This window comes from Arthrobacter sp. Dra40, from assembly GCF_059091905.1.
The window spans coordinates 1-21,682 of the sequence record NZ_JBNHHB010000080.1; the positions used below are offsets into that span (position 1 = coordinate 1).

General features: G+C 65.7%; 22 protein-coding genes. 8 read left to right on the top strand and 14 right to left on the bottom strand.

Features of this window, described 5'->3' with window-relative positions:
* Positions 1–533 (top strand): ABC transporter ATP-binding protein (locus AC5RWT_RS22680; protein WP_494082130.1); only part of this gene is annotated, 533 nt, incomplete at its 5' end.
* Between the two features lie 96 nt (positions 534–629).
* On the opposite strand, the gene AC5RWT_RS22685 is transcribed toward AC5RWT_RS22680, so the two are convergent.
* The 4 genes from AC5RWT_RS22685 to AC5RWT_RS22700 all read right to left on the bottom strand — a co-directional run bounded on the left by AC5RWT_RS22685 (position 630) and on the right by AC5RWT_RS22700 (position 6,353).
* Positions 630–3,062 carry a PEP/pyruvate-binding domain-containing protein gene (locus AC5RWT_RS22685; protein WP_494082131.1) on the bottom strand — a complete coding sequence of 811 codons (2,433 nt, stop codon included), beginning with the start codon at positions 3,060–3,062 and terminating at the stop codon, positions 630–632.
* Positions 3,063–3,208: 146 nt separating this feature from the next.
* Positions 3,209–4,210 (bottom strand): LLM class flavin-dependent oxidoreductase, encoded by a 1,002-nt coding sequence (locus AC5RWT_RS22690; RefSeq protein ID WP_494082150.1) that lies wholly within the window; start codon positions 4,208–4,210, stop codon positions 3,209–3,211.
* 80 nt (positions 4,211–4,290) lie between these two features.
* Entirely contained in the window at positions 4,291–5,478 is a 1,188-nt protein-coding gene (gene nagA / locus AC5RWT_RS22695) for an N-acetylglucosamine-6-phosphate deacetylase (RefSeq protein ID WP_494082132.1), read from the bottom strand.
* 110 nt (positions 5,479–5,588) lie between these two features.
* Positions 5,589–6,353: a glucosamine-6-phosphate deaminase gene (locus AC5RWT_RS22700; RefSeq protein WP_494082133.1), complete on the bottom strand. Its 765-nt coding sequence runs from the start codon at positions 6,351–6,353 to the stop codon at positions 5,589–5,591.
* Positions 6,354–6,687: 334 nt separating this feature from the next.
* Between AC5RWT_RS22700 and AC5RWT_RS22705 the strand changes: the two genes are divergently transcribed.
* The 5 genes from AC5RWT_RS22705 (at position 6,688) to AC5RWT_RS22725 (ending at position 11,462) form a co-directional block, all read left to right on the top strand.
* Positions 6,688–7,410 (top strand): alpha/beta fold hydrolase, encoded by a 723-nt coding sequence (locus AC5RWT_RS22705; protein ID WP_494082134.1) that lies wholly within the window; start codon positions 6,688–6,690, stop codon positions 7,408–7,410.
* Positions 7,407–7,922 (top strand): YbaK/EbsC family protein, encoded by a 516-nt coding sequence (locus AC5RWT_RS22710; protein WP_494082135.1) that lies wholly within the window; start codon positions 7,407–7,409, stop codon positions 7,920–7,922. The genes AC5RWT_RS22705 and AC5RWT_RS22710 overlap by 4 nt, the downstream gene beginning before the upstream one ends.
* 88 nt (positions 7,923–8,010) lie before the next feature.
* Complete coding sequence (locus tag AC5RWT_RS22715) at positions 8,011–8,517, top strand: ferritin (protein ID WP_494082136.1); 507 nt, start codon at positions 8,011–8,013, stop codon at positions 8,515–8,517.
* Between the two features lie 246 nt (positions 8,518–8,763).
* Positions 8,764–10,485 (top strand): sulfatase-like hydrolase/transferase, encoded by a 1,722-nt coding sequence (locus tag AC5RWT_RS22720; RefSeq protein ID WP_494082137.1) that lies wholly within the window; start codon positions 8,764–8,766, stop codon positions 10,483–10,485.
* The gene (locus AC5RWT_RS22725; protein WP_494082138.1) at positions 10,482–11,462 is read left to right on the top strand and encodes a formylglycine-generating enzyme family protein; all 981 of its coding nucleotides are present in this window, start codon (positions 10,482–10,484) and stop codon (positions 11,460–11,462) included. Before AC5RWT_RS22720 ends, AC5RWT_RS22725 begins: the two co-directional genes overlap by 4 nt.
* A gap of 36 nt (positions 11,463–11,498) precedes the next feature.
* On the opposite strand, the gene AC5RWT_RS22730 is transcribed toward AC5RWT_RS22725, so the two are convergent.
* Positions 11,499–13,103, bottom strand: coding sequence for a phospholipase D family protein (locus AC5RWT_RS22730; RefSeq protein ID WP_494082139.1), 1,605 nt, complete (start codon positions 13,101–13,103; stop codon positions 11,499–11,501).
* A 138-nt stretch (positions 13,104–13,241) separates the two neighbouring features.
* Positions 13,242–13,784 carry a MarR family winged helix-turn-helix transcriptional regulator gene (locus tag AC5RWT_RS22735; RefSeq protein WP_494082140.1) on the bottom strand — a complete coding sequence of 181 codons (543 nt, stop codon included), beginning with the start codon at positions 13,782–13,784 and terminating at the stop codon, positions 13,242–13,244.
* Positions 13,785–13,886: 102 nt separating this feature from the next.
* On the opposite strand from AC5RWT_RS22735, the gene AC5RWT_RS22740 reads away from it, so the two are divergent.
* Together AC5RWT_RS22740 and AC5RWT_RS22745 are read left to right on the top strand one after the other, a co-directional pair.
* Positions 13,887–14,363 (top strand): general stress protein, encoded by a 477-nt coding sequence (locus tag AC5RWT_RS22740; protein ID WP_494082141.1) that lies wholly within the window; start codon positions 13,887–13,889, stop codon positions 14,361–14,363.
* Positions 14,364–14,499: 136 nt separating this feature from the next.
* A complete protein-coding gene (locus AC5RWT_RS22745; RefSeq protein WP_493967048.1) occupies positions 14,500–14,703 on the top strand; it encodes a cold-shock protein in 204 nt (67 codons plus the stop codon).
* Between the two features lie 226 nt (positions 14,704–14,929).
* Here AC5RWT_RS22745 and AC5RWT_RS22750 read toward each other — a convergent pair whose 3' ends face one another.
* The 8 genes from AC5RWT_RS22750 to AC5RWT_RS22785 all read right to left on the bottom strand — a co-directional run bounded on the left by AC5RWT_RS22750 (position 14,930) and on the right by AC5RWT_RS22785 (position 21,648).
* Positions 14,930–15,301: a VOC family protein gene (locus tag AC5RWT_RS22750; RefSeq protein ID WP_494082142.1), complete on the bottom strand. Its 372-nt coding sequence runs from the start codon at positions 15,299–15,301 to the stop codon at positions 14,930–14,932.
* Positions 15,302–15,376: 75 nt separating this feature from the next.
* A complete protein-coding gene (locus AC5RWT_RS22755; RefSeq protein WP_494082143.1) occupies positions 15,377–15,730 on the bottom strand; it encodes a hypothetical protein in 354 nt (117 codons plus the stop codon).
* Between the two features lie 108 nt (positions 15,731–15,838).
* Complete coding sequence (locus tag AC5RWT_RS22760; RefSeq protein ID WP_494082144.1) at positions 15,839–16,318, bottom strand: hypothetical protein; 480 nt, start codon at positions 16,316–16,318, stop codon at positions 15,839–15,841.
* A gap of 208 nt (positions 16,319–16,526) precedes the next feature.
* Positions 16,527–18,092: an amino acid permease gene (locus AC5RWT_RS22765; RefSeq protein WP_494082145.1), complete on the bottom strand. Its 1,566-nt coding sequence runs from the start codon at positions 18,090–18,092 to the stop codon at positions 16,527–16,529.
* A 170-nt stretch (positions 18,093–18,262) separates the two neighbouring features.
* Positions 18,263–18,712, bottom strand: a complete 450-nt coding sequence (locus AC5RWT_RS22770; protein WP_494082146.1) for a hypothetical protein — start codon at positions 18,710–18,712, stop codon at positions 18,263–18,265.
* An 82-nt stretch (positions 18,713–18,794) separates the two neighbouring features.
* A complete protein-coding gene (locus tag AC5RWT_RS22775; protein ID WP_494082147.1) occupies positions 18,795–19,772 on the bottom strand; it encodes a squalene cyclase in 978 nt (325 codons plus the stop codon).
* A gap of 209 nt (positions 19,773–19,981) precedes the next feature.
* Positions 19,982–20,815 (bottom strand): amino acid ABC transporter ATP-binding protein, encoded by an 834-nt coding sequence (locus AC5RWT_RS22780; protein WP_494082148.1) that lies wholly within the window; start codon positions 20,813–20,815, stop codon positions 19,982–19,984.
* Positions 20,812–21,648, bottom strand: coding sequence for an amino acid ABC transporter permease (locus AC5RWT_RS22785; protein ID WP_494082149.1), 837 nt, complete (start codon positions 21,646–21,648; stop codon positions 20,812–20,814). The genes AC5RWT_RS22780 and AC5RWT_RS22785 overlap by 4 nt, the downstream gene beginning before the upstream one ends.
* Positions 21,649–21,682 lie beyond the last annotated feature (34 nt).

Here is a 21,682-nt window from a genome sequence, read left to right on the forward strand (position 1 = left end):
TCCACGGGAGCGCGTTCGCCTACCCTGCACTGGACATGGTGCTCATGGGCCGGGCCCGGCAGGTCCGCTTTTTCCGCTCGCCCGGACCGGCCGACCGGGCGGCGGCGCTGGAAGCGCTGGACCGGGTCGGCATTGCCGGACTGCAGGACCGGCTGTTCCCAACTCTGAGCGGCGGCGAGCAGCAATTGGTCCTGGTCGCCCGCGCCATAGCCACCGGCTGCCCCATCCTGATTCTCGACGAGCCCGCCACAGGCCTGGATTTGAAGAACCAGGTCCGCATTCTGACGCTGCTCGGTGAACTGATCTCAGACGGCATGACTGTACTGCTGAGCACGCACCACCCCGACCACGCCCTGTACCTGGCGGACCACGTGGTACTCATGGGTGGCTCCGGACCGATTGCCGGGACCGCGGACGAGCTGCTCACCGACCGGGAGCTCTCCGCGCTGTACGGCGTCCCGGTCAGCACCCTGCTGTATGCGGACGGAAACATGCAGCAGCGAACCATCGTTGTTCACTACGGCCGGCGCTGACCCGGCAGCCGCCCGACCACCGGTTCAATCGGTGACAGGCCCGCGACGTCGCGGTGACAGGCCCGCGACGTCGGGAGCCGGTTCGGCGGTCAGGCGTCACGCGGCCGCCCGGACCACGCCGGCATCGCCGTCGACCAGGACATGCTGTCCCGTGGTCAGCACGCTGGTGGCCCTCGCGGAGCCCATGACGGCCGGGATACCGTACTCGCGGGCCACGATGGCAGCGTGGGAGGCGAGACCGCCGTGGTCGACGACGACGGCGGCCGCGCGCTGAAACAACGGGGTCCAGGACGGGTTGGTGGCCGCGCACACCAGGACCTCTCCGGTTTTCAGCGTGGAGAAGTCCGCGGGTCCGGCGACCACCCGGACGTGGCCGGTGGCGCTGCCGCCCCCACCGCCGACCCCGCTCAGCAGGGTGTCGGGTTCTGCTGCCCGCGGGGGATACAGGGTCGTGGTCGCGATGAGCGGGTTGGCGGCGAGCTCGGCATACGCCGACTGACGTCGCCGCGCCGGAGTGCGAAGGTCAACGGTTTCTGGTGCCGAGGCCGGGTCGCGGACCTCGCTCAGCTCGTCCAGGGTCAGCGTCCACACCTCCTGAGCGGTGTCCAGGGCCCCGGCGCGCTGGAGCCGGTGTCCGGCTTCCTCAACCGCTCGCCGCACCGCAGACATCGTCCGGGTCAGCTCGAAGTGGGTGTCCTCGCGCAGGGCGACTCCCGCGGCAGCCTGGCGGACGAGGCGTTCAACGCCCCGTTGCGATCGGGTAAGCCGCACCAGCGGATGCGCCATGAGCGCCGCAAGCGCTGATGCGGTAGCGGCAGGAGGCGTCGGGTGTTCGGGCTCGTTAAGGAGCACACGGACCAGGGAGAGCACCGTCATGAGGGAGTCGCCCCACGTTGGGTCCCGCACGAGCATCAGACTGCTGGTCTCGCGGTGTCCGTAGGTTTTCGAGAACGCACACAGTGACGCCCTGAACTCCGCGGCCGCCGGGGCTGTAGTCACGAAGCCGGCCACATCGTCAAGGTCCTGGCCGGTGAACGCCGCCATGAGATCAGGGTTGTCCCGCACCTGGGTGGCCAGGGCGCTCAAGGCCTGGTTCGCGGCCTTGGTCGTCGTGGGCGCGTTCACAATCAGGTCACCAAAGAGGCGGCCGCGGTGCAGGAAGGCCAGCAGCGCCCGCAACCTGCCCAGGTTCACCCCCGCGGCGGGAAGGTAATCCACGCGCAGCCTGGTCACGAGGTCGGTAAGCCGGGCCGCGTGCGCCGGGACGGTGAGGAGCTCGCTCCATGTCAGAGTCGTCGGGTCCGCAGTGTTCAGGGCGGCCGCGGCCGCCACGTACTGGTCGTATCGGGGGTCGGACCGCCACGCGCCGGGTTTCAGGCGCCGGGCCGTGCGGGCGGATCGCCAAAGGCGTGCCGGGGTCTGCGCGGTGGGCCGAGGCCGGGGCGGCACGAAGCCCTGGACCACCTCGTCCTGGGCCGGGATCATCTGGTCGAAGCGCACGATGACCCCGGTCATGCCCCGGAGCATGCGTTCCACGTGCGTGCCGATGGTCGGCCGAATCCAGGCGCTGACCTCCATCGGGTAGGGCCTGCGGGGCAAGAGCTCGAGCAGTATCGGGCCGGTCAGTCGCTGCACCCGGGTCAGTCGGACCGGGGCCGGCGGAAGAGCGGTCATCGGTCGGGCCTGCAGCACGTGCAGACGCCCCTGCTCGATGGCCCACTCGATATCCTGCGGCCGTCCGAAGTGCTCGGCCACTCGGCGCCCCAGATCCGCGATGCTCCCGAGTTGCTGCTCGGTCAGGGGCGAGGCTGCGCCACCCACCTGCTCTCCGGTACCGCCCCCGTCACGGTTGGCGCTGATCACCACCTCCTGACGTCCCGCCCGCCGCTCAAGGACGCGGTTGGCTCGGTCCAGGATTGCGTGATCCGGTGTGACGAGCCCGGCTACCACGGCCTCGCCCAGGCCGGGGTTGGAGTCGATCACCACCTGGGTCCGGTCGCCGGTGACCGGGTTGGCCGTGAACATCACTCCGGCGTAGTCGGCGGACACCAGGCGCTGCACCACGACGGCGATCGCGACGCCTGCAGGGTCGATGTCCAATCGGCGCCGGTAGGCGATGGCGCGGTCGGTCCACAATGAAGCCCAGCACCGGCGCACTGCTTCGAGCACGTCCTGGACTCCGACGACGTTCAAGAACGTGTCCTGCTGTCCGGCGAAAGCTGCTCCGGGCAGGTCCTCGGAGGTGGCGCTCGACCGGACCGCGACTGGGCCCGCGCCCAGTGCCGCATAGGCGTCGCTGATCGCTTGCGCCACGACGGGGGGCACCTGCGCGGCCAAGATTTGCTCCTGGGAGAGCGCGTTCCTGACGTCAGGGTGGATCAGCCGGTAGCTGCTGGTGGTCACCACGAAGCCGTCGGGGACGTCGAAACCGGCCCCCACCAGTTCGCCCAGATTTGCCCCCTTGCCCCCGGCCAGCGCTACGTCACTGCGCGACAGCGCCGACAGGGGCACACAGAGCGGATCTCCCACGCGCTCACCCTATAGTGAAGGCCCTCGTATTGACAGGTCCCCACGGCTTCACCGGCTTCGCTGCCAGGCTCGCGCGCCCCATACCAGGATCCGGGACCCCCATATGCCCCTCTCCCACGGCTCCGCCAGGTGGTGGTTCGTGCGCGTCAACCAAGGTTGAAGAGGGCGGCAAGCCTGCGGTCGGTGTCGGCCAGTGCGGCCGTATCGAAGGTGTTCGTGGTGACCATGAGTTCGTCGGCACCGGTCACATCCATTAACCTGCGGAGCCGCTCTCGCACGTGTTCCGCGGTTCCGTGCACGGCGGCAACCAGCGTCTCGTCCACGAGCGCTTTCTGCCGGCTGGTCATCGAAAGCCCGTCAATCGACTCGACGGGTGCCAGCGGCGGGAATTCCCCGCGGGTGCGTGATTGCGCCATGGCCCACGCCTCGGGCAGCAGCAGGTCCCTGGCCTGTTCGGCGGTATCTGCAACGGCAACGTTCGCCGAGGCGATCACGTACGGTTCCGTGTAATAAGGGGAGGGCCTAAAGTTTTTGCGGTAGCGCTCCAGCACGCCGCGGGCCAGTTCCGGTCTGCGTCCGGTAAAGGCGGGACCGCCAACAACGACGGCGAGGCCCGCCTTGGCCGCGATATCCGCGCCTTTTCCTGTGGCCAGCACAAATGGCGGCGTGGCACCGCCGTCGTACGGGCGGGCGGTAATGGCGGCGTTGCCGCCGAGGTAGGACAGCAGTTCAGCCAGGTCCTCCTCGAACCGGTCCGCGGCGGCGGTGTCCTGTCGCAGCGCCGAGCGCACCGCCGGCGTGAAGCCGACGGAGCGGCCGATTCCGAGATCGACCCGGCCGGGGAACAGCGCCTGCAAGGTCGCGGCTTGTTCGGCCACTACCAGTGGCTGGTGGCTGGGCAGCATCACTCCGCCGGAGCCGACGCGGATCCGTTTGGTCTGCGCCGCCACGGCCGCCATCAGCACCGTCGGCGCCGAACCGGCGATCCCCGGCACGCCGTGGTGCTCGGCCACCCAGAACCGGTGGAAGCCCAGCTGCTCGGCGTGCTGTGCCCTCCGGATGGTGGCGCCCAGGGCGTCGGCCGCGGTGCTGCCCTCGCGGGCGTTGGCGCGGTCGAGGATGGAGACGGGGACGGAGGCGAGCTGCATACCAGTCACAACGTGGCTATCTGGCCAGTATTCCGTCCAGCCCACCACGTCCGGCTGGCCTCAGCTGCGCGTTGGCGGCCTTAGCCCGCCTGCAGCCACGCGCCCCGGCGCAGGACACGGGCAGCCCGCACGCTGGAATCGATGATCACGAGGTCGGCATCCTTGCCAGGAGCCAAGGCACCCACGCTGTCGGCCAGGCCGAGGACCCGGGACGGGACGACCGAGGCAGACCGGAGGGCCTGGTCGAACGGAACGCCCGCTTCGACGGCGTTCCGCACCAGATCCAGCATGCTGGCGGTGCCGCCCGCGATGACTCCGGAGGCGAGGCGGGCAACCCCGGAGCGCACCTGCACCGCGGCGGACCCGAGAGAATACTCACCGTCGGACAACCCTGCGGCGGCCATCGAGTCGGTCACCAGAGCGATGTTGTCGCTGTCGAGCAGCTCGAACATGGTCGCGACAAGGTCTGGGTGCAGGTGGGTGTTGTCTGCGATGAGCTCCACGATGGCGTTGCCTGCACGGGCGGCGCGGAGGCAGGCGGCCACGGCGCCGGGGGAGCGGTGATGCAGTGGGTCCATTCCGTTGAACAAGTGGGTCACCGTGGGTACACGGGCACCCTCGCCGAACTGCGCCGCCAAGGCATCTTTTACCCGGCGCAGCGACTCCGCCGCCATTGAGCTGTCCGCGGCCGTGTGCCCCAGTGAGGGGACAACGCCGTGGCCGGCGAGGAGCTGGACGAGTTCACAGGAGCCGGCCAGCTCCGGCGCGTACGTCATGGTGCGCAGGAATCCGTGGCCACTCGCCACCAGCTCGCCGGCCAGGCGGAGGTCCGGCTCCAGCAGCCGGTTCGGATCCTGGGCACCGCACCGTTCCCGCGAGAGAAAAGGCCCCTCTAAATGGATGCCGGCGATATCGCCGTCGGCGGCGACCCTCGACAGGACGTTAAGTCCGGCCAGCAGGTCCCGTGGCGTGGCGGTCACCAGGCTCGCCAGCAGAGTGGTGGTCCCGGAAGCATGGATCCTGGCTGCTGCGCCGCGTGCGTCCGCCTCGGTGGCGGTGGAGAAGTCGACGCCGAAAGCACCGTGGCAGTGCAGGTCAACCAGCCCGGGAATCACCCGCTGACCGTCGGGGAGGTCGATGACGGTGTCCGCTGCGCCCGGCGGCAGGTCCTTGGCCGGACCCACATAGCTGATGTGCCGTCCGGACACGGCCACGGCGCCGTCGTGCAGTTCACCCTCACCGGTATGGATTCTGCCCCGGAGGGCCATTCTGACCGGTTGGGAAGAAGAGTCTGCTGCGCCGGCCGGCGTTGCCGAGCCGTCGGCTCTGCCGCTGGAGGCCAACGCGGGGCCCTGCGTCCTGCCAGCGGAAGTGCGGGTCACCGCACCAACGGCCCGCCGGCCGGAAGCAGTGAGCCGGCCTCCGCGTCCGTGAGGACCGTGACGTCCGGATGCAGCTGAAGCACCGAGGCGGGGCAATCGGAGTGCACCGGACCGGTCAGCGCACGGTAAAGGATGTCGGCCTTGTCCCGGCCCTGTACCAACAGCAACAGCCGCTTGGCTTCAAGGATGGTGCCCAGACCCTGGGTGATGCAGCGCGTCGGAACGTCGTCGAGCGAGGGGAAGAAGCGGGCGTTGGCCTGGCGGGTGCGCAGCGTGAGCTCTTCCACGCGGCTGCGCGAATCGAGCGCTGATCCCGGCTCGTTGAAGGCCAGGTGCCCGTTGTGGCCAATGCCCAGGATCTGCAGGTCGATGCCGCCCGCGGAGGCGATGGCGGCTTCATAGTCCGCTGCGGCCTGGTCCACATCCGCCCGGTTGGCATCCGGCAGCAGGACCGACGCAGGGTCGAGGCCCAGCGGCTTGACCACCTCGCGGTCGATCACCTGCGCGTAGCTCTCGGGGTGGGTGGCGGGCAGCCCCACATATTCGTCCAAGGCGAACCAGCGGGCCCCGGCCAGATTCAGCCGACGTCGGGCAAGGGCTTGGTACAGCGGCAGCGGCGACGAACCGGTGGCCAAACCTATGACCGCTGTTGGACGCGCCGCGATGAGCGCCTCGACGATGTCGGCGGCTACGGTGCCGATGTCAGCAGGGTCGTGCTGCGATACACGCAGCTCGCGTTCCGTCTTGGCGACGGCGCTCACGGCAGGCCCGTCAGCAGGGCGGAATCGGTGCGGATGTCCTGCAGCGGGATGCAGGTGGTCCGGGGCAGGCGCGCATCAAGAGTCATTCGACTTCTCCTTGTATGGCATGGGTACGACCAGAAAGGGTACGCAGGGCCGGTGGGCAGCGCACGGGGTTTGAGAAAGGTTACACGATCGTGCCTCGCCTCGAGCCCGGATGGGCGCAAACCACGCGGAGAGCGAACCGGCACCAATCCCGCGGGCGGTAGCGTCACGCCAGGCGTCGAACCCGGCCTGGTCCAATTTTGACCGAAAGGTGTCCTCCGTCACGGGTCGCGCACTAGAGTCACCTGACATGGACATCATCCTTGTGCCGGGATTCTGGTTGGACGCGTCGTCGTGGGCTGAGGTGACTCCACCGCTGGTCGCGGCCGGGCACCGGGTGCACCCGCTGACGCTGCCCGGGCTGGAAGCGGCTGATGCACCACGGGCAGGCATCGGCCTGCGCGACCATATCGATGCGACGGTGCAAGCCGTTGACGGGTTAGGCGGGCAGGTGGTCCTGGTGGGCCACTCAGGCGGCGGGGCCATCATCCACGGCGCGGTGGACCAGCGCCCGGACCGCGTCGCCCGTGCCATTTATGTGGACAGCGGCCCGCTGGGTGAAGGCGGCGTCATCAATGACGAGCTGCCCGCCGAAGGGGACGAGGTGCCGCTGCCGGACTGGGGACTCTTCGAGGAAGAAGACCTGGTGGATCTCGACGACGGACTCCGCGCCGCCTTCCGTGCCCGGGCAATTCCGCAACCGAAGGGCGTGGCCTGCGACCAGCAGCGACTCTCCGACGAGCGGCGTTTCAACGTGCCGGTCACCGTCATCACATGCGAGTTCACTCCGGAGCAACTGCAGGGCTGGATCGACGCCGGCGCACCGCAGGTGGTGGAATTGGCCAGGATTCAGGACGTCGATTACGTGCACCTTCCAACCGGGCACTGGCCGCAATTCACCAAACCGGTCGAGCTGGGGGAAGCAATCCTCGCCGCGGTAACCAGGACCGTTGAGAGGGCAGGCGTGCAGTGAGCGCAGCGGAGTTGCTTCCCGCCGTCGAGGCAGCGCTCGCCGGGCATGGCCTGACATATGAGGTTCTCGCCTGCGACCCGGATGTGGCGGACACTGCTGCGTTTTGCGAACACTACGGCTTCTCCCTGGACCAGTCGGCCAACACCATTGTGGTGGTGTCCAAGAAGGTGGAACCGCCCAAGTACGCGGTGTGCGTGGTGTTGGGAACCACCCGGCTGGACGTCAATAAGACCGTCCGCGAACTGCTGGACGTCAAGCGGGCGTCCTTCGCCGATGCCGCGACCACGCGCGCCGTGACCGGCATGGAGATCGGGGGAGTGACCGCCATCGGAACCTCGGACCATCCCATCTACATCGATGCGGCGGTGCTTCAGCGGGAACGCGTGGTGATGGGCGGCGGGAACCGCTCCAGCAAAGTGCTGCTCAAGCCGCAGGAACTGACCAAGCTGCCCCGCGCCGTCGTGGTTGAAGGGCTGGCGAAGCCGGCTGTTCCGGCTGATGCCGCCGGTTAGCTGGGCGGACCGGTAGTTCAGGCTCTCCTAACCTTGGCCTGCCTTACCTTGCTGGCGGTGACACAAACCCGTACATAGTCTTGGCTTTATGGGACTCACAGGAAAACTCGCAGAAGCGTTTAACAACCAGGTCACGCTGGAGCTCCAGGCCTCCGTGGTTTACCGGCAGCTCGCCATTGAGATGGATGCGATCGACCTGCCCGGCATTGCCGGCTGGTTCCGGGCGCAGGCCGAGGAAGAGGTGGTCCACGCCAACAAGTTCATCGACCACATGATGGACCGTGGCGCGCACCCGAAGATCCAAACCATCACCGCTCCCGCCGTTTTTGCCGGGACCGTTCTGCAGGTCTTTGAAGCCTCGCTGGCGCACGAGAAGAAGGTTTCCGAGTCGATCCGCGACCTGTACCGGCTGGCACAGCAGGAGGGCGACATCGACTCCATCCCGCTGTTGAACTGGTTCGTCGACGAACAGCTGGAAGAAGAAGCTACGGTTGGCGAGATCATCGGCCGGGTTAAGCTCGTCAACGATGACGGACCGGGCCTGCTGCGGCTGGATGAACAGCTGGGCTCCAGGCCCGGCGACGAAAGCAGCTAAGTTCGCTCGGGCGCGCTGGGGTTATCCCGGGCCGTGGCGGAGCGGGCGCTGACCGCGGCATCGGCTGCTCTGCCGGGCGCGTCATCAAGAGGTCCTTCAGCCGGTGCAGGAACCCCGACGCCTTCTTGCTGAGCCTTTGGCACCGTCCCTCCCGGACGTGCGGACAGCTGGAGCTTGCCCCGCTCATGCGGCGGTTTTTTGCACAGTGCGCGAGCGCGTTTGCCGGCAGGGGAGGAGACTGAGACAATGAGCGCTGCCCGCGAGGAACGACCGAACATTCTGGTGCTGTGCATGGACCAGTGGGACGTGCACATGGACCTGCCGCCGGGCGTGGAGCTGCCTGCCATCCAGCGTCTGGTGGGGGCGGGCGTCAGCTTGAGCAACCAGTACTGCACGGTCCCACAGTGCACTCCGTCCCGGGCCACGATGTGGACCGGCCAGCACGCCAAGAACGTTGGCCTGTGGGACAACACCAACTTCGCGTGGATAGACGTGCTGGACGAGGACGTCCCCACGATCGGCACGATGATGCGGGAGCAGGGATATTATTCCGCCTTCAAGGGCAAATGGCACTTGTCCCACCCTGGGCAGTCTTCGGACGCCCTCGAAGGCTATGGCTTCTCGGACTACCAGTCCTGGGGCGACAACTGGGGCGCCCCGCTCCATGGTGAAACCCTGGACGGTGCGGTTGCCTTCGAGACCGTAGACTGGCTGCGCCACAAGCGGCCGCCGGATCAACCATGGTTGCTGATCTCTTCGATGGTCAACCCCCACGACGTCATGTTCCTGCGCTCCGGCCAAGAGGAGCAGGCCCACGCGAATGGGGTGATGGCCGCCTTGACCCATCCCGCGCAGGATCTGGGGTTCATGCGCGACTACGACGTGGAACTCCCGGTGAACTTCCACGACGACCTCGATGCCCAGCCGTACGGGGTGCGGTCCTACAAGCGCAGCACCGAGTGGAACTACGGCCGGATTCCGGAGGGCCGGGAAGATTTGTGGAAGGCCCGGCGGAACTACCTGATCAACTGCCTGCGGATGGTCGACGCCCAGTTCCAACAGGTCCTGAACGAGCTCGACCGGCAGGACCTGTGGCGGAACACCGTGGTGATCCTCACCTCCGACCACGGCGAGATGAACGGCGCCCACGGCATGACGCAGAAGGGAGCAATTCCCTTCCAGGAAGCCTCGATCGTCAACATGACCGTCGTCGCGCCGCGCAGCCCCAAAGGGGTGCAGTCCGACGCCGTCGGCTCGCATCTGGACCTCGCCACTACCTTCCTGTCGTGGGCGGGGCTGGAGGAGACGGAAATACGTCGGCTGTACCCGAAGTTGAAAGGGCGGAACCTGCGGCCCGTGTTCGAGAGCCCGGGACACGCGAAGCCGCCTCGCGGCTCCTCCTCCGAGCCCGGCGACGGCGCGCTAACCAGCTGGGACGGCCTCAACATGCAAGACCCGGAGTGGTCTATCCAAGGTGCCCTCAGTGAACTGGCCCAGCTTCACGAAGGCCCGGAGAAAACGCTGGAGGACTGCCGTGCGGCCGGGAAAAAGTTTGGTGCCCCGGACCTGGACAAGCGCACCTTCTTTCGATCGCTCTCCGACGGCCGGTACAAGCTGGTCCGGTGGTTCTCTCCCACCCAGTACGGCGTTCCCCGTACGGTCGAGGAGTTGCACGCAGTCTCCGACGTGGCGCTCTATGATCTCCTCGAAGATCCCGGCGAGACACGTAACATTGGGGATCCTTCCCATCCCGACTATGACGGGCAACTGGTGGAATCGATGCTCAAGAAGCTTGTCAGCCTCATCGACACCGAGCTGGGCGAAGACGAACCGCCCTTCGACCTGAACATCTTCGGCACGAGGGAGGTCCGTTACCGGCTGGAGGATATCGAGGCCGGAGCCCCGGGCGGCGGGCTGCCGGCCGAACCCGGTCCCGCAACCGCGGCGCAGCGAGAGCAGGCGCCGTGAGCCAGGGTGCTGTCCCGGAGGCCGAGGTTCCGACTGGAATGGTTCTGGTACCCGGCGGGGCGTTCCTGATGGGCTCAGAGACCTTCTATCCGGAAGAGCGGCCCGTCCACCCGGTGCGAGTGTCCCCGTTCCTGATGGACCGCACGCCCGTGACGGTGGCGCAGTTTGCCCGCTTCGTTGAGGACGCCGGCTACCTCACCGTGGCCGAGCGGACCCCCGACCCGGCGGATTACCCCGGCGTGGACCCGCGGCTGCTGGCCCCGGGGTCGCTGGTGTTCACCGGAACGTCGGGGCCGGTTCCACTGAATGACCCGTCGCTCTGGTGGTCCTGGGTGCCCGGCGCGTCGTGGCGTTCCCCCGAGGGCCCCGGTTCCCGGGCACTGGGTGACCGGCCTGACCACCCCGTCACGCAGGTGTCTCTGGAGGATGCGGCGGCCTACGCCAGCTGGGCCGGGCAAAGGCTTCCTTCCGAGGCTGAGCACGAGTTCGCCTCCCGCGGGGGTAAAGTCCCGGAGCCTTACGCTTGGGGCGACCAGCGGTGCCCCGGCGGTTACCACTTGGCCAACACCTGGCAAGGGGCGTTCCCCTACCGGAACTCCGCGGAGGACGGCTGGTCCACGACATCTCCGGTGGGCGCGTACCCGGCCAACGCCTACGGAGCCGTGGACCTGATCGGAAACGTCTGGGAGTGGACGGCCGACCGGTGGGCACCCCGCCACCGGCAGGCCGCGACGTCCCCTTGCTGCGTCCCGACGAATCCGCGCAGGCATCACACCGGCCCGGCATGCCCAGGCGACGCCTTCGTGGTCAAGGGCGGGTCCCACCTTTGCGCCCCCGAATACTGCCTGCGCTACCGGCCCGCCGCCCGACAGTCCCAGGACCGCGACTCCGCCACGACGCACATCGGATTCCGGTGCGTCCGGGACATCGGGACGACGGATGCTGGTCAGTCAGGTTCCGCGGGAGGACGTGCATGAGGCGCACCGCCTGAAGCCGTACGGGTCCCCGGGCTGTCAGTAGTGGTGTTTGAGTCTCATACGCAGCGGCCGGCCGTCGGGATCAAAGAGGACGCGGTAAGCCGGGGCGGTGAGCCGGCGCTGCCACGGTGATCCTTTGAGGGGGACGTGGGTGCGCAGCCGCCCCGGTGGCTTGGGTGGGATGCAGCCTGCGTCGTACCAGGCATCGAGTTCACCGGCACTTGAGCGGACGGCACGTACCGCACTGCTGGGATCGAGGAGGTCTGCGTCGCCGCCCGACGCACGGCCGAGGTGTTCGCAGAGAAGCTGCAGGCGCAGGTTGCGTGCCAACCGTCGTGCACCGTCACCGAGCCCTGCGGGATCAGTTGGGAATCGTGTGTCGCGCTCCTCATCGAGCACGGCAGCTGTCAGTTCGGAGTCGTGGCTCCAGGATCGCCGATTCAGGTTGGCGCTGCCAACGGCTGCCCAGACGTCGTCGATGACGCACACCTTCGAGTGGACATAGATCGGCCAGCCCTCCCCGTTTTCGATGTCCAGCATCAAGACCCGGTCACCTCCGGCTGTCTTAACGGTCCGCCAGGTCAGGCCCTGTCCGAACAGTGCGGGAGGGACCCTGAGGCGGCCCTCCTGGTCCGGGTACCGGGGACAGACCGCGATGACGTGGAGGTCGGGATTGTCGCGCAGGGCTTCCGCGAAGACCCGGCCGACGTCGGCCGACCAGAGGTACTGGTCCTCCACGTATACCAATCGCCGTGCTCGTTGCAGTGCCTTGGCGTAGCCGCGGGCGACACTGCGCTCTCCATTGCGGGCAAAGGGGTATGAAGGGGAACGTTTAGGGTAGGTGCGCAGCAGCTGCACTCTACAGGTGCCCGCCACCGGCGGTGCCGGGCGCGGTTCGGGCAAGGGTGCGGGCTTTTGCTGCAGTCCGCGGAACACGTCCGGCAGCCGGTGCCAAGGCAAGCGCGTCATCGGTGACGGATCGTTCCAGCGCTCCCGGAACACTTCCTCGATGTCGCGGACTGCAGGCCCCCGCACCTGCAATTGAACGTCGTGCCATGCTGGGGTCGGCCCATACGCTTGGGCGAAACCACGGGGTTGCGGGTCTCCCTGATGAGCCTCATTGTCCGCCCGGGACCGGGCCAGGTCGATGCCTCCCACGTAAACCACGTCTGCATCCCGGGCCGCTGCCCGGCGGATCACCACGAACTTCTGGTGGTGGCAGCCGAAGGGGCGAACGCGATGGTCCAATAGAAACTCGGCGCCTGACGCATTGACTTCAAGGGCCAGCGCCCGGTTCGTCTGCAACGTGCCCAGGATCCAGGACGCATGGGACCGCCACAGCAGCCCCTTGACCTCCGCCCCGCGCAACGCGCAGCGGCTTAGCGCTTGCCCCACGGTCAGGTCGGCGGTTAAAAGCTGTTCGCTGTCGATGCGCCACCCGGCGATCAGGACCAGATCGCCTGGCCCGGCCGAATCAAGCTCGGCGGCCAGTAGCGGGAAGTACTCCCGGCCGTGCGGCAGTTGGCGTACTTGGTTCCCGGCGGACCACGGGGGCAACCTGGTTGCGTCGTTGCCCCGCTCCGATCCCTCCAGCAGCCATTGTCCATCGCCGGCACCGCGGAGTTTTCCTGTAAGCCTCATCCCGGCATCATGCCGCTCGTTCGGCACCCGGGCAAGGGCCCGCTCGAGCCCCGAACCGGGCCGGTGCAAGCTTTCGGCGCTCCACTCCCTAGCGGCCGCGGCGAGGCCGGCCCGGTCTGTCCCGGGACCGGAAGGCTCTCACTGTCCGGGCGCTTGGCTGGAACCAGGCGGGGAATCCTCGGCAAACCCTTTGCGGAGGAGCTGGGGCGTCGCAGCGGAAAGTTCATTGGCGAAGCGGACCAGCATGGCGCCGAGGGCTTCCCGGTCTTCCGGAGACCAGGTGGAGAGAATCTCGTCGAAGGCTGCCGCGCCGGCCGCGCCGATCCGGTGTTGCAGGTCAATGCCGTTCGCAGATGTGCTGAGCAACGTGGCGCGGCGGTCGACCGGGTCCGGCCGGCGGTCGATCAGGCCCTTCGCTTCGAGCCGGCTGACCTGCGGGTTCATGGTGGATTTGTTGACCCCCCACTGTGCGGCCAGATCCGAAAGCCGCATCGGGCCGTTCCTGGTTAAGTACTCCAGCAATGCCGTGTCCGTGGGGGAGAGGCTTGCGGCGGCGGGGCCAAAGATATAGCGGCGGATTTTCTTCCTGCTGGACCACTGGAGCAACAGCGCGACCCCGTGGCGCACGTGGACCCCGGCTGTCGGCTCGCCGTCCTCAACCGCTGAAGGATGTTCGGTCATGGAGTTAGTCTAAGCAGAAAGGTTCGGTTCGGCTAACCGAACTAAATCTGTTACGGTGAAGACGTCCTCAGATACAAGCACCACGACAACTGGAGGCAGACTATGACCAGCCAAACAATCCATCACCCGTCGAGTGTTGGCGCCCCGGGCGCTTCAGCCGTGCTCGCCGAATTCGGTGATTACCCGCAGGCACAGCGCCTGGTGGACCGTCTCTCGGATGCAAAATTCCCGGTGGAACACGTGCGCATTGTCGGCCTCGGCATCAGCAGCGTGGAGCAGGTCACTGGGCGCCTGACCAAAGGCAAAGCCGCTCTGACTGGAGCCGCCGGCGGCGCGTGGTTCGGCCTGCTCATCGGCCTGCTGTTCGGGCTGTTCGTCCCTGGCATTGTCTGGCTGCGTGTCCTGCTGGGCAGTGTGCTCATCGCCGCCGTGTGGGGTGCCCTCTTCGGTTTCATCGGACACTGGAGCAGCGGCGGGCGCCGTGACTTCAAGTCCGTCAAGTCCCTGGAAGCCGAGCGCTACGCGGTGATGGTCGACGCCGATTACTTCGGGCAGGCCGCAGCCATCACCAACCGGTAGCCTCCACTGTTGAGACCCGGGACAGGCCCTGTAGGTCTTGCCGCCGCTGTACTGCTCCCCTAGGTTGGGAAGTGGACGCCCGCGGGGTAGGTTCCCGACCGGGAGCCGGCGGTGCGGCCAAGAAGGAATAATCAGCATGGCAACAGGCACCGTCAAGTGGTTTAACGCCGAAAAGGGTTTCGGTTTCATTAGCCAGGACGACGATGGACCGGACGTGTTCGCGCACTTCTCGGCCATCTCCTCCAGCGGCTACCGCTCTCTGGAGGAGAACCAGCGGGTCGAATTCGACGTCGTTCAAGGTCCCAAGGGACTGCAGGCCGAGAACATCCACCCGCTCTAACGACTTCAAACCGACTGCGCCCCCGGATCCCTATGGGTCCGGGGGCGCTGTTCTGCCCTTCGGCGCCGGACGCAGCAGGTTCGGAGGGGTGTGCCGACACCCGTGGTTCAGCGTCCTGTCCGGCCCGGCAGAACCCTCGCGTAGCTCCGTCCGGTGCCGATTGCGCGGCACATCGAGTCGTCGATGACCCGCAAACGGCCCCGCGGGTCGAGGCTTTCCGCCCTGATTAGACATGCTGGTCGACGATCACCGGGTTGCCGTCGGGATCCTGCAGCATAAAGCTCGCGGGCCCGGAGGTTGCCTCGTCTGCTTCCGAGAGGAATTGCAATCCCTCGGCTTTCAAGCGCCGCTGCAGGTCGCGCACATCGGTGAAGGAGTCAAGGCCCTGGGCCGCCTGGTTCCAGCCAGGATTGAACGTCAAGGCGTTCTTGTCGAACACCCCTTGGAAAAGCCCGATGACGGCGTCGCCGTTCTTCAGGATCAGCCAGTTCTGGGCGATATCGCCACCGTGATGGCTAAACCCGAGCTTCTGGTAGAAGGCTGCAGAAGCGGCAATATCCTTGACGGCGAGGCTGATCGAGAAAGCACCGAGTTCCATGGGTTACTCCACTCTGCAAAATGATGGCTGCCCTGATCATAACCACCGACGATCGGGCAGTCTGTGCAGGAGGTGTCAGTTCGGCAGGATGGTCCCAGCGTCAGGAAACCGTGCAGCTTCGTCGCGCAGACTGCTGCCAAACTCTCCGTGGTAGAGCGATTCCGTCAGGGCGAGATGAAAGCCCTCGGCCGGCTCCAGTGTCCCGAACTCCGCGGCGATCCAGCCGACGTCCGGGTCCTGCTGCGCCCGCCAGTCCCAGACAACCGTCTGATAGGTCCCAGGGTTCAGCTCGGCGGTGACGGCGGTAATCGCTCCGATCCTGTTCATCTGCAGCAGGTGGCCTTTACCAAGCAGCGTGTTCATGATGTAGGCCTCGACCGAGGCATCGACTTTGCGGCCTTCACCGCCGATCGGGAAAAACTCCTGCACGTGGCTCAGCTCCTCGTTGAGGCGGAGGTTAGGCTTGCCCCGCGCCTGGGGCCTGCCGCAGCCTTCGGCGTGTGAACAATAGCCAGCCCTGACCCGCGCCCGGGCTGGCTATTCATACCAGCCAACGTTGCGGTCGAATCTGGAGACGAGGGATCCTGTGCCTTGCCGGTCGCTGCCGCTCGTGGGGAAATAGATGGCGCCGAAGGCTGCTCCCGCGGCGTTTATCTGGTTCCGGGACCAGGCTTTGGCCTCTTCGAGGTGCATCCGGGGCACGCGGGTCCGGGTTCCGGAACCGGCGGCGAGGTATATTTCCAGCTGATATTCCCCGGGCTGCGACCTCCCCGGAGGCAGCGAAGCGGCTTTCTCGTCTCTCTTGCTGATGAGGATTTCTGCCAGGGCATGGAGTGTGAACTGGTCTCCGGCCGGTCTGCCATGGGCGATATTCTCGGTGCGCAACTGGAGCGCTACATCTTCGACCGTGGCGCCCTCTGCTGGAACCAAGCTGAAGTGTCTTAACGCCGAAGTGTCGCCGCCAACGCTTTCCATATGTTCGGTGAATTGTTCCGAGCTGGAGATGTCCATATTCATTTTTGTTGTCCCTGCTGACTGCCGGCATTGTCACCGGCGTTTTCAGACTAGCCCGGAATGAAGGAGGTAAACCGGTTCGGGGGGAGAAACTTCGTGCGCCAGTTTGGTTGGCGCCGCCGGCCTTCCGGCAAGGCAGCAGAGCGGGTCGAACTCACCCCGGAGATCCGGTTTCGGCCAACACGGCGCCGCCGGCGTGACCGCAGGCTCGTTACGGCTCCGGATGGTGCCGGTGTTCCTCCCGTGTACGGACACGCCGCTCGTGTTCCCCACGGTGGTGCTCTTCGCGCTCGTGTTCCAGCGTGATCAGTTCCGGATGGTTGAGCCGCGAGTGCCGGCGGCCGTAGAGGAAGTAGATAACGAGGCCGATGGCCAGCCAGATGACAAACCGCAGCCACGTGAGCGTGGTCAGGTTCAACATCAGCCAGAAGCACAGCACCGCGGCCAGGATGGGCACCACCGGCGCGCCGGGGACGCGGAAGGCACGCGGAAGGTCGGGCCGCGTCTTCCGCAGCACGACGACGCCGATGCTCACCAGCACGAAGGCGGAGAGCGTGCCGATGTTGATCATCTCTTCCAGCACGTCCACGTTGGTGAACCCAGCCACCAGGGCAACCAGGGTTCCGGACAGGATCTGCACCCGGGCCGGGGTTTTGTGGTGCTCAGTGGTGTGGCTCAGCCAGCGCGGCAGCAGCCCGTCACGGCTCATCGCGAAAGCAACTCGCGCGAGGCCCATCAGCAGCACCATGATGACGGTGGTGAGCCCGATCAGGATACCTACCGAAATGACCTGCGCTGCCCAGTCCGCGCCGACGCCGATGAAGGCTGTGGCCAGGGAGGGCTCATCAGCAGCGGCCAGTTCCTTGTAGGAAACCATCCCTGTCAGGGCCAAGGTGACGAGGATGTACAGGACGGTCACGATGGCCAGTCCGCCGAAGATGCCCCGCGGAAGAGTTTTTTGAGGGTCGCGTACCTCTTCTGCACTGGTTGCCACGACGTCGAAACCGATGAAGGCGAAGAACACCAGTGCAGCGCCCGCCAAAATGCCCGGTACGCCGTACTGCTGAGGTTCAGCGCCACTGAGGAAGGAGAACAGCGACTGGGTCCAGGCGTTCCCCCCGACGCCCGCCGTGGAAACAGGCGCCGGTATGAACGGCGTGTAGTTCTCCGCCCGCACGTACGTGAAACCGACAATGATCACGAACAGGACAATGGCCACTTTGATAACGGTAAAAACGTTGTTCACCCTGGCTGACAGTTCCGTACCGAGCACCAGCAAGGTTGTGAAGATGGCAACGATCAGCAGCGGCCCCCAGGTTAGCTGCAGACCAAAGAAACTGACAGTGGTGGGGATATTGACGTCGAAGAGCAGGAAAACATTGCTGAGATAAATCCCCCAGTACTTGGCGATGACTCCACCCGCCGTGAATAGCTCCAGAATCAGGTCCCAGCCGATGATCCACGCCAGCAGTTCGCCCAGAGTCGCGTAGGTATAGGTGTAGGCGCTGCCTGCCACCGGGATAGCGGACGCGAATTCGGCGTAGCACATGATGGCCATTGCACAGGTGATCGCCGCCAGCACAAAGGACAGGGTTACGGCCGGACCGGCGAAGCTGCCGGCAGCTTTCGCCCCGACCGAGAAGATGCCTGCCCCGACGGCAACAGCCACGCCAAGAATCATCAGGTCGAAGGTGCTCAGCGTGCGTTTGAGCTGCCGCCCTGGCTCCTCCATATCGGCGATGGACTGCTCAATGGACTTGGTCCGGAAGAGGCTCATGGGACCAGTATTCTCACGATGGCCTGCCGCGGAAACCCCTGGGCCGGTCGGAGGGTGAATATCCCGGTCTGCTCCTCGAGAGGCACGGCCGGCTCCTCGGAAGAGTGCGTGACCTGGCGGTGGAAAACACTCCCGCGGACCGACCCGGGGACGGCTGATCAAGCGAGCCGCTAGTCGATGAAGGCGGCTTTCGAGCTGTACTCCTGATAAAGCCTTACAGCGTCACCCAACGGGAGTTGGCCGTACCTCAGCGCGGTCAGCAGCCCGTCGAGCTGCGCGCTGGTCGATTCTGCCGTTGAGATTTGTTCCGCGCTGTTGCGCGAGTTGGCAAGGCCGGACGCGATCGCGGCGGCAAGGGAGAGGAGCGAAGCCAGGATACAGATGACCTGCCAAACGAGCGAAGTGGCGGATAGCGAGAAAATGCCCGCCACGGCCGAGTTGAAATTGTCCTGTCCGAAGCCCGGCCCGGCCGTCAATGCGGCGACGACTGAGCTGGCGATGATGCTGACACTGGTCAACCGGTTGCGCTTGGGACGCGCGCGGCGAAGATACGCCCTGATGTCATTCCGGCGCTCGTCAATTTGCCGGGTCAGGTCTTGGCGGTTCTGTGCGTCATCCATGATGTCCTCGTCCTGCCGCTGAATCCGCGGCTGCCCTGCGACCGTTTCAAGGCCGGGCCACCGCTGATCCGTCGGCCTTACCTCAGATTTCGAGTTGGTCCCACCAGGCGAGCCCGCGCGCGGCGTGGAAGGTGAGCCACTTCGATGGTTCGCCCGGGGGGACGTCGGCGTGGAACCAGACGCGTCCGGGGTGACGGCGTTCCTGCAGCCAGGTTCCCTCCGGCTGGCGAGCCGCACGGATCACCTCCACCGCATCAACCATTCGCTGATCTGGCGCTGTGCCGTCGTGCAGCGATGCGGCTCGGAAGTAGTCCACGGCGTTCAGCGCGCTGTACAGCCAGCGGAAGGGGTAGGCGAAGTGGGTGGCCCACGGCCCCACAAGTTCGCCCGTCGACTGCGTGTACAGCAACCTGCGTTGCAGCAGGTACTCCTCGCCGGTGTGGCGGGCGGCGCGGAGTTCGTCGGATCCTCCGGTAAGGGACTCGTAGTACAGCAGCCCCTTCAAGGTGTTGAGCGTGGAATGGAAGGAAGCGCGGGTGGAGCCTTCGACCCATGCGCAGTTCCAGCCGCCGTCGGGCAGCTGGTGGTCGATGAACCAGCCTGCGATTCCGCTGACGTCTGCTCCAAGCCAGGCTCCGTTGGCGAGCGTGAAGGCGTTGATGCAGCAGTCCACCTCGCCCTCCCAGTACGGCAGGTCCTCGTACTCCCAGCGGCTGTTGGCGGCGAGACGCGCGGCAGTCCCGCCCAGTGCCGCCGGGTCGAGGCCCCAGTCGCGCAGGGTGTTGAGCGTCCAGGTGGTCGCCGTCCACGGCTGTCCGGCGCCATCGACTGCTTCCGGGCCCTGGAAATCAAAGTCAGCGGGGAAGTAGGCACCGCCCGCCCACTGGCCGTCCGGGTCCTGATGCGCCAGCAGCTGCGCCCCGAACCCCTCGGTGGCAACACGGGCCCGGGTCGCCATCCACTGCTCCGGCGGCGCATGGGCAAGGTCCCGTTCGACCTGCCAACACAAGGCCGGGTCGGAGTCGAGCATCCAGTCGAGCCACGCCGCGTCGGGCTTCATGGGGAACAGAGTAGCGGGCTAGCCGAGGGAGCGACACGGCCGGAACCTCATACGGCTCCAGCAAAGGACACTTCTAACGGGTGGCCGGGGAGAATGGGGAGGAATCTACCGGGGCGTTTGCGGCGGCGGCGAAAGGAGATCGGAAGCCGCTCTGGTGCTCACCCACTAAACCCAAAGGATGACATCCGCCCTCCTAAGGAGGCAGGTCACTAAGGTGCTCCGAGCGTTTCCCTGTCCATTATTTCTTCTGCTCCGATTATCATCGGATTCAGGACTCGGTGGAGGAAGGACTTTGTCCGTTCTTCCTGCGGGTCGCCGATGACGTCCTGTGGACGGCCTTGCTCGACGATGTAGCCGCCGTCCATGAAGACGACGCGATCAGCCACAGCGCGTGCGAATTGCATTTCGTGGGTGACAATGACCATGGTCATGCCATCGGCGGCGAGGGACTTCATCACCGATAGGACCTCTCCTACCAGCTCAGGGTCGAGCGCCGAGGTCGGTTCATCAAACAACATGAGCTGCGGCTCCATGGAAAGCGAGCGGGCGATCGCCACCCGCTGCTGTTGGCCACCGGAGAGCTGCGCCGGGTACGCGTCCTCCTTGTGGGAAATCCCGACTCTTTGAAGATTAAGCTTTGCGATCTTGAGAGCATCCGCCTTCCCCCGCTTGAGCACTTTGATCTGCGCGACGGTGAGGTTCTCAAGCACTGTTAAATGCGGAAAAAGGTTGAAGGACTGAAACACCATGCCAATCCGTCGTCGAATACGGTCTAAATCGGCATCCGGGTGAGTAACCTCCTCCGATCCGACACTGATCGTCCCTGAAGTGGGAACCTCGAGCAGATTGATGCAGCGAAGCAGCGTGGATTTTCCCGACCCGGAGGGGCCAATGACGCAGACGACCTCCCCCAGATCGATCTCTAGCGATACGTCCTTGAGCACTTCGTTCTGGCCGAAGCTCTTCTTCAGGTTTCGGATAGAGATTGCGGGCGATGTTGCGCTACTCGGGAGCGCTGGAATCGGTGCGGTGGGCATTGTCATCGTGCTTTCTCGTAGCGGCGCTCGAGGTTGCGCACGAGCATGGACAAGGGGAGCGTGATCGCCAGATAGCAAAGGGCTCCGACGATCAGGGGAGTGGCGTTTACGGAACGGTTTAAGAAGTCCTGGGCAAACTTTGTGAGCTCATATTGCGCTGCCGTAACCCCGACAACGTAAACCAGAGAAGAGTCCTTGACCAGCAGGATCATTTCGTTTGTCAACGGTGGGACCACGATGCGGAACGCTTGGGGGATAACGATCGTCGCCATCGTACGACTGTGGCTCATCCCCAGGGTGCGGGCTGCTTCCAACTGTCCCTTCGGTACTGCCTGGATGCCGGCACGGAAAGTCTCTGCCATATAGGCAGCCGCTGTGATGCCCAGACCCACCATGACCATGCCGTACTTGTCCCCAGGGAATTGGAACCCTGGAAAGGCGCTGGGGACGCCATAGGCAACCATAAAGAGGACAACGAGGGCAGGAACTCCCCGGAAGAACTCAACGTAGGCGGTGGCGAACCACCTGTATGGCTTTACCGAGCTCAGCCTCATCATGGCGAGCAGCAGCCCCACGATGAAGGCGAAGATGAAAGCCAGGAGAGCGTAGATGATCGTGTTTACGAAACCGACGGTGATGAGACGGGGCAACATCCGGAGGAAGATATCGGGCCGCAGGAAGGCTTCGCTGAAGGTTATCCAATCCGTCTTCGCAATTACGAAGGCAACGACGGCAATCCCGGCCAAGTACTGAACCCCGCGTATGAAGCGTGCGCGCTGCCGCCGTGTCAGACGTGGTGTGGCAACCTCCGGGGGGACCTGCTGAGTCTGTGTGCTCATGGTTTCCTAACTGTGCACTGCATTTCACCGGGGT